Origin of the sequence: Phenylobacterium sp. (assembly GCF_046463815.1) — a bacterium.
In the GTDB taxonomy this organism is placed as follows: domain Bacteria; phylum Pseudomonadota; class Alphaproteobacteria; order Caulobacterales; family Caulobacteraceae; genus Phenylobacterium.
Map to the genome: position 1 here is coordinate 114,276 of NZ_JBKBRO010000002.1, position 15,073 is coordinate 129,348.

At 70.3% G+C, this 15,073-nt stretch carries 10 protein-coding genes; 6 read left to right on the top strand and 4 right to left on the bottom strand.

Translation table 11 applies throughout. The annotated features are described in order from the left end of the window. The 5 genes from ACK4TT_RS01750 (at position 1) to ACK4TT_RS01770 (ending at position 7,139) form a co-directional block, all read left to right on the top strand. The gene (locus ACK4TT_RS01750) at positions 1–873 is read left to right on the top strand and encodes an SMP-30/gluconolactonase/LRE family protein (protein ID WP_410212201.1); all 873 of its coding nucleotides are present in this window, start codon (positions 1–3) and stop codon (positions 871–873) included. Beyond that, complete coding sequence (locus ACK4TT_RS01755) at positions 866–2,647, top strand: IlvD/Edd family dehydratase (protein ID WP_410212202.1); 1,782 nt, start codon at positions 866–868, stop codon at positions 2,645–2,647. The genes ACK4TT_RS01750 and ACK4TT_RS01755 overlap by 8 nt, the downstream gene beginning before the upstream one ends. A 152-nt stretch (positions 2,648–2,799) precedes the next feature. After that, complete coding sequence (locus tag ACK4TT_RS01760) at positions 2,800–4,221, top strand: sugar porter family MFS transporter (RefSeq protein WP_410212276.1); 1,422 nt, start codon at positions 2,800–2,802, stop codon at positions 4,219–4,221. A gap of 60 nt (positions 4,222–4,281) precedes the next feature. Beyond that, positions 4,282–5,511, top strand: a complete 1,230-nt coding sequence (locus tag ACK4TT_RS01765; RefSeq protein WP_410212277.1) for an MFS transporter — start codon at positions 4,282–4,284, stop codon at positions 5,509–5,511. Beyond that, complete coding sequence (locus tag ACK4TT_RS01770; protein WP_410212203.1) at positions 5,508–7,139, top strand: glycoside hydrolase family 43 protein; 1,632 nt, start codon at positions 5,508–5,510, stop codon at positions 7,137–7,139. Before ACK4TT_RS01765 ends, ACK4TT_RS01770 begins: the two co-directional genes overlap by 4 nt. Position 7,140: 1 nt before the next feature. Here the strand turns inward: ACK4TT_RS01770 and ACK4TT_RS01775 are convergent, their stop codons facing one another. Both ACK4TT_RS01775 and ACK4TT_RS01780 read right to left on the bottom strand, forming a co-directional pair. Beyond that, on the bottom strand, positions 7,141–8,553 hold the full coding sequence (locus ACK4TT_RS01775; RefSeq protein ID WP_410212204.1) for a glycoside hydrolase family 28 protein: 1,413 nt from the start codon (positions 8,551–8,553) through the stop codon (positions 7,141–7,143). A gap of 59 nt (positions 8,554–8,612) precedes the next feature. Continuing rightward, a complete protein-coding gene (locus ACK4TT_RS01780; RefSeq protein ID WP_410212205.1) occupies positions 8,613–11,621 on the bottom strand; it encodes a TonB-dependent receptor in 3,009 nt (1,002 codons plus the stop codon). A gap of 151 nt (positions 11,622–11,772) precedes the next feature. Between ACK4TT_RS01780 and ACK4TT_RS01785 the strand changes: the two genes are divergently transcribed. Beyond that, the gene (locus ACK4TT_RS01785) at positions 11,773–12,123 is read left to right on the top strand and encodes a helix-turn-helix domain-containing protein (RefSeq protein WP_410212206.1); all 351 of its coding nucleotides are present in this window, start codon (positions 11,773–11,775) and stop codon (positions 12,121–12,123) included. Here ACK4TT_RS01785 and ACK4TT_RS01790 read toward each other — a convergent pair. Next, the gene (locus ACK4TT_RS01790) at positions 12,078–13,514 is read right to left on the bottom strand and encodes a mannitol dehydrogenase family protein (RefSeq protein ID WP_410212207.1); all 1,437 of its coding nucleotides are present in this window, start codon (positions 13,512–13,514) and stop codon (positions 12,078–12,080) included. The genes ACK4TT_RS01785 and ACK4TT_RS01790 overlap by 46 nt on opposite strands. After that, positions 13,511–14,992, bottom strand: coding sequence for a UxaA family hydrolase (locus tag ACK4TT_RS01795; protein ID WP_410212208.1), 1,482 nt, complete (start codon positions 14,990–14,992; stop codon positions 13,511–13,513). The genes ACK4TT_RS01790 and ACK4TT_RS01795 overlap by 4 nt, the downstream gene beginning before the upstream one ends. Between the last annotated feature and the right edge of the window lie 81 nt (positions 14,993–15,073).

Here is a 15,073-nt window from a genome sequence, read left to right on the forward strand (position 1 = left end):
ATGTCGGGCGAGCCGGAGTGCGTGCTGAGGGCGGACGCCGAGCTCGGCGAAGGCCCGGTCTGGCTGGCGGAGGACGACGCCGTCTGGTTCGTCGACATCAAGGGCAAGCGCATCCACCGCTATGAGCCGGTGACGGGGGCGGCCTGGAGCTGGGCGGCGCCCGACCAGGTGGGCTTCATCGTCCCCGTGCGCGGCGGCGGCTGGATCGCGGGCCTCAAGACCGGCCTGCACCGCTTCGACCCCAGGAGCGGCCGCTTCGACCTGATGGCGACGATCGAGGACCCGAAGCTGGACAACCGCCTCAACGACGGCTTCGTCGACGAGAAGGGCCGGCTCTGGTTCGGCTCGATGCACGACGGCGAGAAGAACCTGACGGGGGCGCTCTACCGCCTGGACGGCGCGGGCCTGAAGCGCTGCGACACCGGCTACTGCATCACCAACGGCCCGGCCATGAGCCCGGACGGCCGCACGCTCTACCACACCGACACCCTGCTCAAGACGATCTACGCCTTCGACGTGGCCGCCAACGGCGAACTCTCGAACCGGCGGGTGTTCGTCCGGATTGAGGAGGGCGGCGGCTATCCCGACGGCCCAGCGGTGGACGTGGAGGGCTGCCTCTGGACCGGCCTCTTCGCCGGCCGCCACGTGCGGCGCTATTCGCCGAAGGGCGAGCTGATCGGGAAGGTGGAGTTCCCGGTCGCCAACATCACCAAGATCGCCTTCGGCGGCGACGACCTGAAGACCATGTACGCCACCACGGCCTGGAAGGGCCTCTCGGCCAAGGAGCGCGAGGCCCAGCCGCTGGCCGGCGGCCTCTTCCGGTTCGAGGTGGACACGCCCGGCCTGCCGCAGCACCAATTCGCCCATGCCTGATCGCACGCCGGCCCGCCCGTTCCGGTCCCGGGAGTGGTTCGCCGCGCCCGGACGCTCCGACATGACCGCGCTCTACCTCGAGCGCTTCATGAACTACGGGATCACGCCCGAGGAGCTGCAGTCGGGGCGGCCCATCATCGGCATCGCCCAGACGGGCTCGGACCTGTCGCCCTGCAACCGCATCCACCTGGACCTCGCCCGGCGGGTCCGCGACGGCATCCGCGACGCGGGCGGGATCGCCATGGAGTTCCCGGTCCATCCGATCTTCGAGAACTGCCGGCGCCCGACCGCGGCGCTGGACCGCAACCTGGCCTACCTGGGCCTCACCGAGATCCTCTACGGCTACCCCATCGACGCCGTGGTGCTGACCACGGGCTGCGACAAGACCACGCCCAGCGGGATCATGGCCGCCTCGACCGTGGACATCCCGGCCATCGTGCTCTCGGGCGGACCCATGCTGGACGGCTGGCACGAGGGCGAACTGGTCGGCTCGGGCACGGTGATCTGGCGCAGCCGGCGCAAGCTGGCCGCCGGCGAGATCACCGAAGAGGAGTTCCTGGCCAGGGCCACCGCCTCGGCGCCGTCGGCCGGCCACTGCAACACCATGGGCACCGCCTCGACCATGAACGCCGTGGCCGAGGCCCTGGGCCTGTCGCTGACCGGCTGCGCGGCGATCCCGGCGCCCTATCGCGAGCGGGGACAGATGGCCTACGAGACTGGCCGCCGGATCGTGGACATGGCCTACGAGGACCTGCGCCCCTCGAAGGTGCTGGACCGCCGGGCCTTCCTGAACGCCATCAAGGTGGTGAGCGCGCTGGGCGGCTCATCCAACGCCCAGCCGCACATCGTGGCCATGGCCCGCCACGCGGGCGTGGAGCTGTCGCACGACGACTGGATGACCCACGGCTACGACGTGCCCCTGCTGGTCAACATGCAGCCCGCGGGCAAGTACCTGGGCGAGCGGTTCCATCGGGCCGGCGGCGTGCCCGCGGTGATGTGGGAACTGCTGAAGGCCGGGGCGATCGACGGCGGCGGCCTGACGGTCACCGGCCGGACGATGGCGCAGAACCTGGAGGGCCGCGAGGCGACCGACCGCGAGGTCATCACGCCCTATGACGCGCCGTTGAAGGAACGCGCGGGCTTCCTGGTGCTGAAGGGCAACCTATTCGACTTCGCCATCATGAAGACGAGCGTGATCTCCGAGGAGTTCCGGGCGCGCTACCTGTCGGAGCCCGGCCGCGAGGGCGTCTTCGAGGCGAAGGCGGTCGTCTTCGACGGCTCGGACGACTACCACCACCGGATCAACGACCCGGCGCTCGGCATCGACGAGCGGACCATCCTGGTGATCCGGGGCTCGGGCCCGCTGGGCTGGCCCGGCTCGGCCGAGGTGGTGAACATGCAGCCGCCGGACGCCCTCATCCAGAAGGGGATTTCCAGCCTGCCGACCCTCGGCGACGGGCGCCAGTCGGGCACCTCGGACAGCCCCTCGATCCTCAACGCCTCGCCCGAGAGCGCGGCGGGCGGGGGCTTGGCCTGGCTGCGCACGGGCGACGTCATCAGAATCGACCTGAACGCCGGGACCTGCGACGCCCTGGTGGACGCGGCCGAGATCGCCCGCCGCAGGGCCGAGGCGCCGCCGCCCGTTCCTGAGAGCCACACGCCCTGGGAAGAGATCTACCGCGAGAAGACCGGCCAGCTCGCCGAGGGCGCCGTGCTTGAGGTGGCTGTGAAGTACCGGGGCGTCTCGGCCAGGACGCCGCGCCACAACCACTAGTTTTTCCGTGGGCAGGCCGAACCAACGGGCTTGACCATGATACCGCTATCATTAAGGCTGCGCGCCGAGAGGTCCGTCAGAGACCGGGGAAGAACCATGGGCCACGCGCCCGCCAGGGAGGTCATCCAGTGTCGACCACAGAGAGCACGCCCGTGAACGGGCTGGCCGGAACGGGCGCGGCCGCCCGCGTGAACATGGCCTTCATCGGGGCCATCGTCGCCGTCGCCACCATCGGCGGCTTCATGTTCGGCTACGACAGCGGTGTCATCAACGGCACCCAGGACGGCATCGAGCGGGCCTTCAACCTCAGCAAGCTGGGCACCGGCTTCAACGTCGGCGCGATCCTGCTGGGCTGCGCCGCCGGGGCTTTCGCCGCAGGCCGGCTGGCCGACCGGATCGGCCGCCGCAGCGTGATGATGATCGCCGCCGTGCTGTTCGTCCTCAGCGCGCTGGGCACCGGCGCGGCGGACTCCTCGGCGGTGTTCATCGTCTTCCGGATCATCGGCGGCCTGGGCGTCGGCGCGGCCAGCGTGCTGTCGCCCGTCTACATCAGCGAGGTGACGCCCGCGTCCATCCGCGGCCGGCTCTCCAGCGTCCAACAGATCATGATCATCACCGGCCTGACGGGGGCGTTCGTCGCCAACTACGTCCTGGCCGCGACGGCGGGCGGGTCCACCGCCGAGTTCTGGCTGGGCTATCCCGCCTGGCGCTGGATGTTCTGGATGCAGGTGATCCCCGCCAGCATCTTCTTCCTGACCCTGCTGATGATCCCCGAGAGCCCGCGCTACCTGGTGGTGAAGGGCCGCGACGAAGCCGCCCAAGCGGTGCTCGCGAAGCTGTTCGGGGACGCCGAGGCCCGCCGCAAGGTGGACGAGATCCGCGCCTCGCTGGCGGCCGACCACCACCGCCCGAGCCTCAGGGATTTGGTCGACAAGACCACCGGCAAGATCCGCCCGATCGTGTGGACCGGCATCGGTCTGGCGGTCTTCCAGCAGCTCGTCGGCATCAACGTCGTCTTCTACTACGGCGCGGTGCTCTGGCAGTCGGTGGGCTTCTCGGAAGACGACGCGCTGAAGATCAACATCCTCTCCGGCTCGCTCTCGATCCTGGCGTGCCTGGCGACGATCATGCTGATCGACCGGATCGGCCGGAAGCCGCTGCTGCTGATCGGCTCGGCGGGCATGGCGCTGACCCTGACCGTGTTGGCCGGCGTCTTCTCGACCGCCAGCATGGTGGACGGCGCCTTGCACCTCTCGGACGGGGCGGGCCTCGTCGCGCTGATCTCGGCCAACGCCTATGTGGTCTTCTTCAACCTGAGCTGGGGCCCGGTGATGTGGGTCATGCTGGGCGAGATGTTCCCGAACCAGATCCGCGGCTCGGGGCTGGCGGTGGCGGGCTTCGCCCAGTGGACGGCCAACTTCGCGATCAGCGTCAGCTTCCCGGCGCTGGCCGCCTCGCTCGGCCTGCCGATCACCTACGGCTTCTACGCGGTGAGCGCGCTCGTCTCGCTGTTCTTCGTCCGGGCCATGGTGAAGGAGACCCGCGGGCGCGAGCTCGAGGACATGGTCGGCTAGGCCGGCGCCGGGACCGTGCGCACCGTCAAGGCGCTCCGCTGGTGGATCGTCGCGCTCGTCATGCTGGGCGCGATGCTCAACTACCTGACGCGGGCCACCATGGGCGTGGCCGCGCCCACCATGCTGACGGACCTGTCCATCAGCGAGCGCGAGTACGGCTGGATCACCGGCGCCTTCCAGGCCGGGATCATGCTCCAGCCGGCGGTGGGCTACGTCCTCGACACCCTCGGGCTCAGGACCGGCCTCGCCATCTTCGCCGGGGCCTGGTCGGCGATCTCGATCGCCCACGGGTTCGCCAGCACCTGGCCCGCCTTCGCGGCCCTGCGCGGCCTGCTGGGGTTCGCGGAGGGCTCGGCCAACCCGGCGGGGATGAAGGTGGTGGCCACCTGGTTTCCCGCCCGGGAGCGTGGCTTCGCGGGCGGGGTCTACAACATCGGCGCCTCGTTCGGGACCATGCTGGCCCCGCCGCTGGTGGCCTGGGCGATCCTGGCCTTCAACTGGCGGGCGGCGTTCGTCATCACCGGCCTGATCGGGGCGGTCTGGGTCGTGCTGTGGCTGTGGGGGTTCCATCCGCCGCAGGCGCATCCGCGGCTCTCGGCGGAGGAGCGCGAACACATCGCCGCCGGCCAGGAGGCGGACCTGGACGCGGACGGCGCCAAGCCGTCGATATGGAAACTGCTGGGCCGGCGGGACTTCTGGGGCATCGCGCTGCCCCGGATGCTGGCCGATCCCACCTGGGGCACGCTGTCGTTCTGGATCCCACTCTACCTCGTCCAGACGCGCGGCTTCGACCTCAAGCAGATCGCCATGTTCGCGTGGCTGCCGTTCCTGGCCGCCGACCTGGGCTGCCTGTTCGGGCCGACGGTGGTGGAGTTCCTCCAGCGGCGGGGCGTCAGCCTGATCAACGCCCGCCGCGGCGCCTTCACGCTCGGCGCACTGATGATGACGGGCATGGTGTTCGTGGGCCGCGTGGAGAGCCCCTATGCCGCCATCGCGCTGCTCTGCCTGGGCGGCTTCGCCCACCAGACGCTGTCGGTGACGGTGATCACCATGGCTTCCGACCTCTTCAAGCGCAGCGAGGTGGCGACCGTGGCCGGCATGGCCGGGACCTTCGGCAACCTGGGGGTCCTCGTCTTCTCGCTGCTGATCGGGGGTCTCGTCGCAACCGTCGGCTACGACCCGTTCTTCGTGGCGCTGGGCCTCTTGGACCTGGCCGGCGCCGTGATCCTCTGGACCCTGGTGCGCGACCGGAAGGCGGCCCGTCGCGTCTCCGAACTGCCGGCGCTGTGAGGATACGCAATCCGATCCTTCGGGGCTTCAACCCCGACCCCTCTATCGTCCGAGTGGGCGGGGACTACTATATCGCCACCTCGACCTTCGAGTGGTTCCCGGGCGTGCAGATCCACCACTCGCGCGACCTTAAGAACTGGCGCCTGGCGGCGCGGCCGCTGAACCGGCCGAGCCAGCTCGACATGCGGGGCGATCCGGACTCCTGCGGCGTCTGGGCGCCGTGCCTGACCTACGCCGACGGGCTGTTCCATCTCGTCTACACCGACGTGAAGCGCTACGGCCGGACCACGGTGGGCGGGGCCTCGGGCGCCTCGCTTCGGGACTTCCACAACTATCTGGTGACCTCGGAGACCATCGAGGGCGACTGGTCCGACCCCGTCCATCTGAACTCCAGCGGCTTCGACCCCTCGCTGTTCCACGACGCGGACGGGCGGAAGTACCTGCTGAACCAGCTCTGGGACCATCGGCCGGGGCGGAACCGCTTCGCCGGCATCGTCGCCCAGGAGTATTCCACCGCCGAGCGCCGGCTGGTCGGCGAGCGCCGCGTGATCTTCGAGGGCACGGCGCTGGGGCTGACCGAGGCGCCGCACCTTTACCGGCGGGACGGCTGGTATTGGCTGGTCACCGCCGAGGGCGGCACGGGCTGGGGCCATGCGGTGACGCTGGCGAGGTCGCGGGATCTCTGGGGCCCCTACGAGGTGCATCCGGACGGGCCGGTGCTGACGGCGCGCGACCGACCCGACGCGCCGCTGCAGCGGGCGGGCCACGCCGACCTCTTGGAGACGCCGGACGGGCGGACCTGGGCGGTCTACCTGTGCGGGCGGCCGCTGCCGAACCGGGGCCGCTGCACCCTGGGCCGCGAGACGGCGATCCAGGAACTCGCCTGGGACGAGGACGGCTGGCTGCGCACGCTGGACGGCCAAGGTGCGCCCGAGCTGGAGGTCGAGGGGTCGGACCTTTCCGAGGCGCCGTTCCAGGCCGATCCGGTTCGCCGCGACTTCCATGGCCCCGCGCTGCCGCCCGAGTTCCAGTGGCTGCGGACGCCCTATCCCGACGAAATCTTCAGCCTGAGGGCGCGGCCGGGCGTCCTGCGCCTGTTCGGTCGCGAGAGCCTCGGCAGCCTGTTCACCCAGGCCCTTGTGGCGCGCAGGTGGCAGGCGCACTGCTTCTCGGCGGCCACGCGGATGGAGTTCGAGCCCCAGCACTTCCAGCAGGCGGCGGGGCTGGTCTGCTACTACAACGCCGCCAAGTTCCACTACCTGATGGTCACCCACGACGCGGACCTCGGCCGCTGCCTGCAGGTCATGTCGGCCCTGCCGGATTCGCCGCAGGCCGACGCCTTCACCAGGCCGGTGGCGATCCCGGCGGGTCCCGTCGAACTGCGGGTCGAGGTGGACTACGAGCGCCTGCGGTTCGGCTGGCGCGCAGGCGAGGGCGCCTGGACCTGGCTGCCGGAGGTGTTCGACGCGAGCATCCTGTCGGACGAGGCCACGGCGCCCGGCCAGCCGAACTTCACCGGGGCCTTCGTCGGCGTCTGCTGCCAGGACACCTCGGGCGCGGGCCGGCCGGCCGACTTCGCCTGGTTCGACTACGCCGAACGGGACTACCGCGCCGATCCCACGGCCTGAGCTACAGCGGCGCCGTCAGGTCGCGGACCGGCCTGCCGTTCACTTGGACGTTGGTCAGCTTCAGCCCCTGGACGTGCCGGACGATGGAGGGCTCGGCCACGCCCTGGAAGTCGCAGTCCACGATGCGGACGTCGCGGACCGGCGCGCCGGGCAGGCCCTGGAGGTCCACGGCCCAGCGGCTCTTGCCGCTGCGGACGTTCTCGATCAGCACGTCGCGCAGCACCGGCCGGAAGCGGCCGTTCGCGCCTTCCTCGTAGTTGAAGTCGACGGTGACGACCGCGCGGCGGACCTGGCCCACGTCGAGGTTCCGGTAGCGGACCCGCTCGACGATCCCGCCCCGCAGGGCGTTGTTCTTGAAGCGGATGGCGTGGTCGAGGTCGGGGCTGTCGAGCCTGCAGTTCTCGGCGAAGACGTTGCGCACGTGGCCCGAGATCTGGCTGCCGATGGTGATCCCGCCGTGGCCGTCGGCCATGCGGCAGTTGCGGATGACCACGTTCTCGCACGGGACGCCCACGCGCCGGCCGTCCTCGTTTCGGCCCGAGTTCAGCGCGATGCAGTCGTCGCCGGTTGAGAAGAAGCAGTCCTCGATGAGCACGTCCTTGCAGCTCTCGGGATCGCAGCCGTCGTTGTTCGGGCCGTGGCTGTTGATGTCGAGCCGACGGATGGTGACGTTTTCGCAGAGCACCGGGTGGACTTGCCAGAAGGGCGAGCGGCGGAGGCTCACGCCTTCGATCAGTACGTTCTTGCACCGGTAGGGCTGGATGAACGGCGGGCGCAGGTAGCTTCCCTCGCCGAAGCGCCGCTCGGCGACCGGCGTGCGGTCCTCGGCCATCTGGAAGAGGCGGGCGCGGGCCGGGCGCTGGTCGGGCAAGCCGTCCGTCCAGCCGTGCTGGTTCTGCTTCCAGGGACCCTTCCAGGTCCACCAGTGCTCGCGGGAGCACTGGCCGTCGAGGACGCCCTCGCCGGTGACGGCGATGTTCTCCTGCTCGAAGGCGTAGACGAACGGCGAATAGTTCATCAGCTCCACGCCTTCCCAGCGGGTGAAGACGAGGGGCAGGTAGGCCCTGGGGTCCGTCTTGAACCGCACCGTCGCGCCCTTGGCGAGATGCAGGTTCACGTGGCTCTTCAGATGGATCGGGCCGGTCAGGAAGTCGCCCGGCGGGACCACCACGCGCCCGCCGCCGGCGGCGTTGGCGGCCGAGATGGCCTGGGCGAAGGCGTCGGACGAATCCGCCACGCCGTCGGGGTCGGCGCCGAAGTCGGTGATCGGGAAATCGCGGTCGGGGAAGATCGGCGGGCGGATGCGCGCGACGATGGCGGCGGCTTCGTCCCAGTCGCCCGCCCGGTCCCTGGCGGCGGCGGGAAACGCGGTCAGGGCGGCGCCCGCCCACAGGATCTCGCGGCGGCTGATCATGCCCGTGCTCCGGAAAAGAAGAGGCCGGGCGGCGGGGGAGGCCCGCCCGGCCCAGGACTTCAGAAGCTGTAGCGAGCCCCGAAGTAGAACTGGCGGCCGAAGTGGTGGTTGGTCCACACGCGCTTCGCATCCGTGTCGTTGAACTGCCGGCTCTCCTCGTCGGTGAGGTTGAGGGCCTCGAGCGTCAGGCGCAGCTTCTCGGTGAGCTGGTAGGACACATTGGCGTCCACCGTGGTCGTGGCCGGCACCCAGTCGGCGTCCTGGTAGTCCTGGCGACGGCCGGTGGTCAGGTTGCCCTGGTTCCCGGACGGCACGGCGAACAGGTACTTGCTGCGGTGGGACAGCGAGACCCGCGCGCTGAACTTCTGGTCCTCGTAGAAGAGGGTCGCGTTATAGGCGTTCTTCGAGACGTTGGTCGGCCGGTTCTCGAGCGTGAGGTTGGCCGGGCAGACGTTGTTCACCGGCGTGCCGGCGCAGAAGATCGAGGTGCCCTTCACGTAGGTGTAGTTGAAGAGCGCGCCGAAGTTGCCCGCCCATTCCGGCGCGCCGAAGCGGTCCACCAGGAAGGTGAAGGGCTGCTGCACGTTCAGCTCGAAGCCCTTGTAGGGATCGCCGCCCTTGGTGTTGATCGTGGTGGTGAAAGACGCCTCGTCGCTGGGCGTGCGGCCGGTGCCCGCCAGCAGCGAATCCGGCAGGCCGAAGGACGAGAAGGGACCGGTCAGGCGGACGGTGGTGAAGTCCGTCTTGAAGTCCTTGATGAAGAAGCCGAGCGCCACCAGCGAATTGCCGCCGGGGTACCACTCGAACGACAGGTCGTAGGTGTTGGCCTTGGCGGGCTTCAGGAACGGGTTGCCGGCGGTGATGGTCAGGTTGCCGGTGGTGTTGACCGTGCCGCCGGGGTTCAGGGCGGCCAGGCCCGGGCGCACCATCACCTTGGCGGCGGCGGCGCGGACCAGGAAGCTGTCGGTCACCTCGGCGACGACGTTCGCGGCCGGCAGCCACTCGTCGTAGGTGTTGTCGATGGTCACCAGGTCCGGGACGGTTCCGGTCGGCGTGGTCAGGGTGCGGTAACCCTTGGACGTCAGATCGGTGTCGACGTAGCGCACGCCGAAGTCGCCCCGCAGCCGCCAGGGCAGGACGTCGGTGTCGAAGTCCACCTGAGCGTAGTAGGCCTGGCTCTCCTCGGTGATGTTCCGGAAGCTGCCGCGGGCGTTGGTGTTTTCGATGCCCTGGAGCGCGAAGGTCCCGGTGTTGGAATAGATGCCGTAGGCCTGGGCCACGGCGTCGAAGTCCGGGATCACCCAGCCGCTCGGGACCCCGTCGCCGGACAGGCCCTTGCCGAAGCCGGTGAGCTGCTCCGAGAGCGAGGCCATGTTCGAGCCGCTGGGCATGGCCGGGATGCCGAACTCGGTGGCCCGGCGGTATTCCTGGCCGTCGTTCTCGTACTTCTTCCAGGTCGCGCCGACCCGGAGCTTGAAGGTCTCGTTGGCCTGCCACTCGATGTCGCCGGCGGCGATGTCGAAGCTGTTCTGCACGAACTGCGGACGCAGCCGGATTTCGCTCGGCCGGACCGTCCCGTTGGCGTTCGCGTTGGTGAAGGTGAACGCGTTCGGATCGGTGACGTCGAAGCCCCAGGTGATGTTCGGCAGCAGGGGATTGTCGCGCGCGTCGTAGACCCAGCCGTCCTGGTTGGCGCGGTCGAAGGTGATGGTGGTCTGGATGGGATTCTTGAAGCTGGACTTCGAGGTCCCCCACATGCCGCTGATCTTGAGGTTGTCGGTCAGCTCGTGCGAGCCCGACAGGCTGTACTGGCTGAAGATGGTCTCCAGCTTGTCTTCGCGGCTCTCGATGCGGATGTCGACGTTGTCGAACACGCCGTAGGTGAGGGTGCCGTTCGCGTCGGTCTCGTAGACGCGCGGGATCATGTACGCCTTGCCGAACTCGGGGCTGCTGGCGTTGCGGCTGAAGGAGATGGCCTCGAGGTAGTTCTCGGTCCGGTGGGATTTGTAGTCCGAGTAGAGGTAGTCGAAGTTGATCAGCGTCCGGTCGGTGGGCTTCCACTGCAGCGAGCCGGTGATCCCCAGGCGCTTCTGGTCGTAGTCGAGGCGGGCGTAGCGCGGGATGCGCGGATGCCAGCTCCCCGGGTCGGATGCGCGCTGGTAGGCGGCGATGGCCTCGGGCGTGGCGGGAATGCGCGGATCGCCCGTGAAGCAGTTGGCGGCCGAAGAGCCCGCGGCCGCCGTCGTGGGATTGAACTGCTGGCCGGCGGCCGTGGGGTTGGTGTCGTAGCCGAGCGGGCTGCACCAGCCGCCGTTGGACGTGCCCTCGGCCCAACGCACCGTGTTGAAACCCTCCTCGCGCACGCCGCGCTCGGAATAGGCGACGGAGACCAGGACGCCGAACGTGTCGTCCAGGAAGGTTTTGGAGAACAGGCCCGCCACGCGCGGGTCCCAGCTCTTGGAGAGGTCGTTGTAGCCGCCCTGGGCCGACAGGCTCAGGACCTGGTCCTTGCCGAAGTCGAAGGGCCGCGACGTCCGCAGGTCGACGGTGGCGCCCAGCGAGCCTTCCTCGACGCTGGCCGAGGCGGTCTTGCGGACCTCCAGGCTGTTGAAGAGCTCGGAGGCGAAGACGTTGAAGTCGAACTGGCGGGCGCGGTTGGCGCCGCCGTCGGCGTCGGAGCCGCCGGTGGTGGTCAGGGCCTCCATGCCGTTGATCCGGACGCGGGTGGAGCCCGGCCCCAGACCGCGGACGGTGATGTTGCGGCCCTCGCCGGCTGAGCGGGTGATGGCCACGCCCGGGATGCGCTGGAGCGACTCCGCCAGGTTGTTGTCGGGGAACTTGGCGATGTCCTCGGCCTTGATCGCATCGACCACGCCGGATTCCTGCCGCTTCACCGCGATGGCGCTCTGGATGGCCGCGCGGAAGCCGGTGACCACGACCTCCTCGACTTCGGCGGACTGCCCCGAGGGGGATTGGGCAAGGGCCGGGCCGGCGACGCCGACCGAAAGGCCCAGAATGGACGCGCCGCAGATCAGCGAGCGCAGACGGGTGTCGCCCGTTCGCACCATCGATTCTTCCTCCCCTTCCGCCCGATGGACTCGAGCGTCGCCGTCGATGCGGCTTCTGGTTCCCCGACCCGGCGCATTGCAATGACACCGGTGTCATATTAGCCTGCGATGACCCGCGGAAAGCGGGCTCAACCAGAGGTCTGGAGGAAACATGCCTGTCGCTGACACCGGTGTCAACAACACCCGGGGCGCGCCGGGCGGCTATCCCCGGCGCCCGAACCCGGTGTTCTCGAGCGAATACGCCCACGTCCGCCATGTGCTGATCGAGGCGCGCCGGGAGGCAGGCATGAGCCAGCGGGCGCTCGCCGCGCGTCTCGACAAGGCGGGTTCGCACATCGCTATGATCGAACGCGGCCAGCGCCGGGTGGACCTGCTGGAGTTCTGCCGCATCGCCGAATGCCTGGGGCTGCCGGCCGAGGAGCTGGTGCGGCGGATCGAGCGGCGGCTGCGGGCCGCTCAGGCCGCCAGCGCGGTTCGGGAATCGCGCGCCAGGGCCTCGTAGGCGCGCGCCACGGCGGCCCGGAACCTCGGGTCGGCCGCCAGCGCGGGCGGGAAGACCTCGGCCAGGGCCAGGAAGCGGTCCACGGGGTCGCCAACGTCGTTCGCGACCTCGTTCAGCCTGACCGCCAGCGGATCGACGATGGGGACGCCCGCCGCCGTCTGGCGCAGGACGAAGCCGATCCAGGCCGCGACGCCGACGGCCAGGCGGTCCACGGGGCGGCCGGCGGCCAGGGCCTCGGAGGCGGTCTCCAGCAGCCGGAAGCGCAGCTTCTGGGAGCCATCCCAGGCGATCTGGGACAGGCGGTGGACGATGGCCGGGTTGCGGAAGCGGTCCAGCACCTGGCCGATGTAGGCGGGGACGTCGAGCTCGGGGGCGTGGAGGGTCGGCGCCACGTCCTCCCGCATCATCCGCTCCACGAACCGCGCCAGCGCTGGATCGCCCATGGACTCGAAGACCGTCTCATGGCCCAGCGCCAGGCCCACATAGGCGAGGGTGGAGTGGGCGCCGTTCAGCAGGCGCAGCTTGGCGCGTTCGAACGGGGCGACCTCACGCGCCACGGTCACGCCGGCGGCGGCGAAGGCCTCGGCGTCGGCGCCCAGGCGATCCTCGATCACCCATTGGACGAACCGCTCGCGCTGGATCGGCCAGGCGTCCTCCAGGCCGAGCACGCCCGCGACCTCGTCCCGCAGGGCGTCGTCGGTGGCCGGGGTGATGGAGTCCACCATGCTGGACGGGAAGGCGGCCTCGCCCTCGATCCAGCGGGCGAGGTCGGCGTCGCCCCGCGCCTGGGCGAACTGGACCACGGCCCGGCGCAGCTTCACGCCGTTGTCCGAGAGGTTGTCGCAACTGATGGCGGTGAAGGGCGCGAGGCCCGCCGCGCGCCGCCGGCGCAGGGCCTCGGCGATCCAGCCCGGCAGGCTGACGGGCCGCTCGGGAGCTTCGAGATCGCGGCGGATGTCGGGGTGGCCCAGGTCGAGCTCGCCCGCCGTCGTCAGGCAATAGCCCTTCTCGGTCACCGTGGCGGTGACGAAGCGGACGTCCGGCGAGACGAGGCGACGGAAGACAGCCTCCGGGTCCTGGGGCGCGACGAGCGCCTCGCGGATGGCGCCGATCACCCGATAGGTCGGCTGGGCCTCGCGCTCGACCAGGGTGTAGAGGCCGTCCTGGGGCGCCAGCGCGTCGCGCATGTCGGGGGTGCGCAGCGAGACGGCGCAGACGCCGAAGTCCGGGCGGCGCCCCAGCATCCCGTCGAAGTAGAAGGCCTGGTGGGCGCGGTGGAAGGCGCCCGGGCCGAAGTGGACCACGCCCACCTTCACGGCGGCGCGGTCGTAGGCCGGACGGCGCACGTTCGCGGGGACCTGCGCCAAGGTGGCGTCGGACAGGCGCTTCACAGGGTCACTCCGCGCTTCCAGAGGGCGATCTCGCGTTCGCCGTTCTCTTCGGCGCGGGTGGCCTGGCCGGAGGCGGCGGCCAGCACCAGGTCCATCAGCCGGTCGGCGGCGGCCTCGGGCGCTTCGCCCGACAGGACCCGGCCCGCGTCGAAGTCGATCCAGTGCGGCTTGCGCTGGGCGAGGCTGGAGTTGGTGGCGATCTTGAGCGTCGGCGCGGGGAAGCCGAGCGGGGTGCCGCGTCCGGTGGTGAAGAGGATCACGGTCGCGCCGGCGGCGGTGAGCGCGGTCGACGAGACCGCGTCGTTGCCCGGCGCCTCCAGGAGCGCCACGCCCGGCGCGTGCGCCCGGCCGCCATAGCGGATGACCTCGGTGACGGGACCGCGGCCGGCCTTCTGCACGGCGCCCAGGGACTTTTCCTCCAGGGTGGTGATGCCGCCCTCGATGTTGCCGGGGGAGGGGTTTTCGCTGACCGGTTCGCCGTGGGCGGTGAAGTAGGCCTTGAAGTCGTTGACCACGTCGGCGACGCCCTGGAACACGGCCTCGTCGCGGGCTCTGGCCATCAGCAGGTGCTCGGCGCCGAAAATCTCGGGGATCTCGGTCAGCACCACGGTTCCGCCGGCGCCGCAGACCTTGTCGGCGATACGTCCCACCAGCGGATTGGCCGTGAGCCCCGAAAAGCCGTCCGAGCCGCCGCACTTCACGCCGATGACGAGGTCCGAGACGGGACAGGGTTCGCGGCGGCCCCGTTCGGCGATCTTCACAAGCTCCTCGACGGCCGCGAGGCCGGCCTCCAGCTCGTCCTCGGCGGACTGGGCGGTGAAGGCGCGCAGGCGTTCGCGGTCGAGGTCGGGGGCGGACTCCAGCAGGGTCGAAAGCTGGTTGCTCTCGCAGCCGAGGCCCAGGATCAGCACGCCGCCGGCGTTGGGATGGCCGGCCAGGGCGGCGATCATCGCCCGGGTGGCGTCGAGGTCGCCGCCGAGTTGGGAGCAGCCGAAGGGGTGGGTCAGCGCGAACACCCCGTCCACGCGGCCGGCGAACCGGCGCGAGGCCTCGGCGGCGATCCGCTGGGCGGTGCGGGCCACGCAGCCCACGGTGCAAAGGATCCAGATCTCGTTGCGCGTACCGACGCGGCCGGTCTTCCGCCGATAGCCCTGGAACGTCGCGCCGTCCGGCGCGGGCAGGGGTTCCGGCGGCGCGGGGCGCCAGACGTAGTCCTCATGGGCCAAGAGGGCTGTGGCGAGGTTGTGGACATGAACATGGTCGCCGGGCGCGATCGGCGCCGTGGCCCGGCCGATGGGCCAGCCGTACTTGCGCACCTCGGCCCCGGCGGGGATCGCGCGCAGGGCGACCTTGTGGCCGGCCGGAACGTGCGCCGTGAGCCGCACGCCGCCGACCGTGTCGCCCGCCCGGAGCGAGCGGACGGCGACGGCCACGTCGTCGCGTGGGTCGATGGTCAGCAGGGCGGCGGGACCGGACATCGCGAAATGGTAACCGGTGTCACCCAAACCTCAAGCGTCACGGTTGCGCCTATCGCGGAACCGGGGCCCAAGAGTATGAAA

Coding starts and splice junctions, on each gene's coding strand:
- ACK4TT_RS01750 (WP_410212201.1), top strand. CDS start 1: ATGTCGGGCGAGCCGGAGTGCGTGCTGAGGGCGGACGCCGAGCTCGGC.
- ACK4TT_RS01755 (WP_410212202.1), top strand. CDS start 866: ATGCCTGATCGCACGCCGGCCCGCCCGTTCCGGTCCCGGGAGTGGTTC.
- ACK4TT_RS01765 (WP_410212277.1), top strand. CDS start 4,282: ATGCTGGGCGCGATGCTCAACTACCTGACGCGGGCCACCATGGGCGTG.
- ACK4TT_RS01775 (WP_410212204.1), bottom strand. CDS start 8,553: ATGATCAGCCGCCGCGAGATCCTGTGGGCGGGCGCCGCCCTGACCGCG.
- ACK4TT_RS01780 (WP_410212205.1), bottom strand. CDS start 11,621: ATGGTGCGAACGGGCGACACCCGTCTGCGCTCGCTGATCTGCGGCGCG.
- ACK4TT_RS01785 (WP_410212206.1), top strand. CDS start 11,773: ATGCCTGTCGCTGACACCGGTGTCAACAACACCCGGGGCGCGCCGGGC.
- ACK4TT_RS01795 (WP_410212208.1), bottom strand. CDS start 14,992: ATGTCCGGTCCCGCCGCCCTGCTGACCATCGACCCACGCGACGACGTG.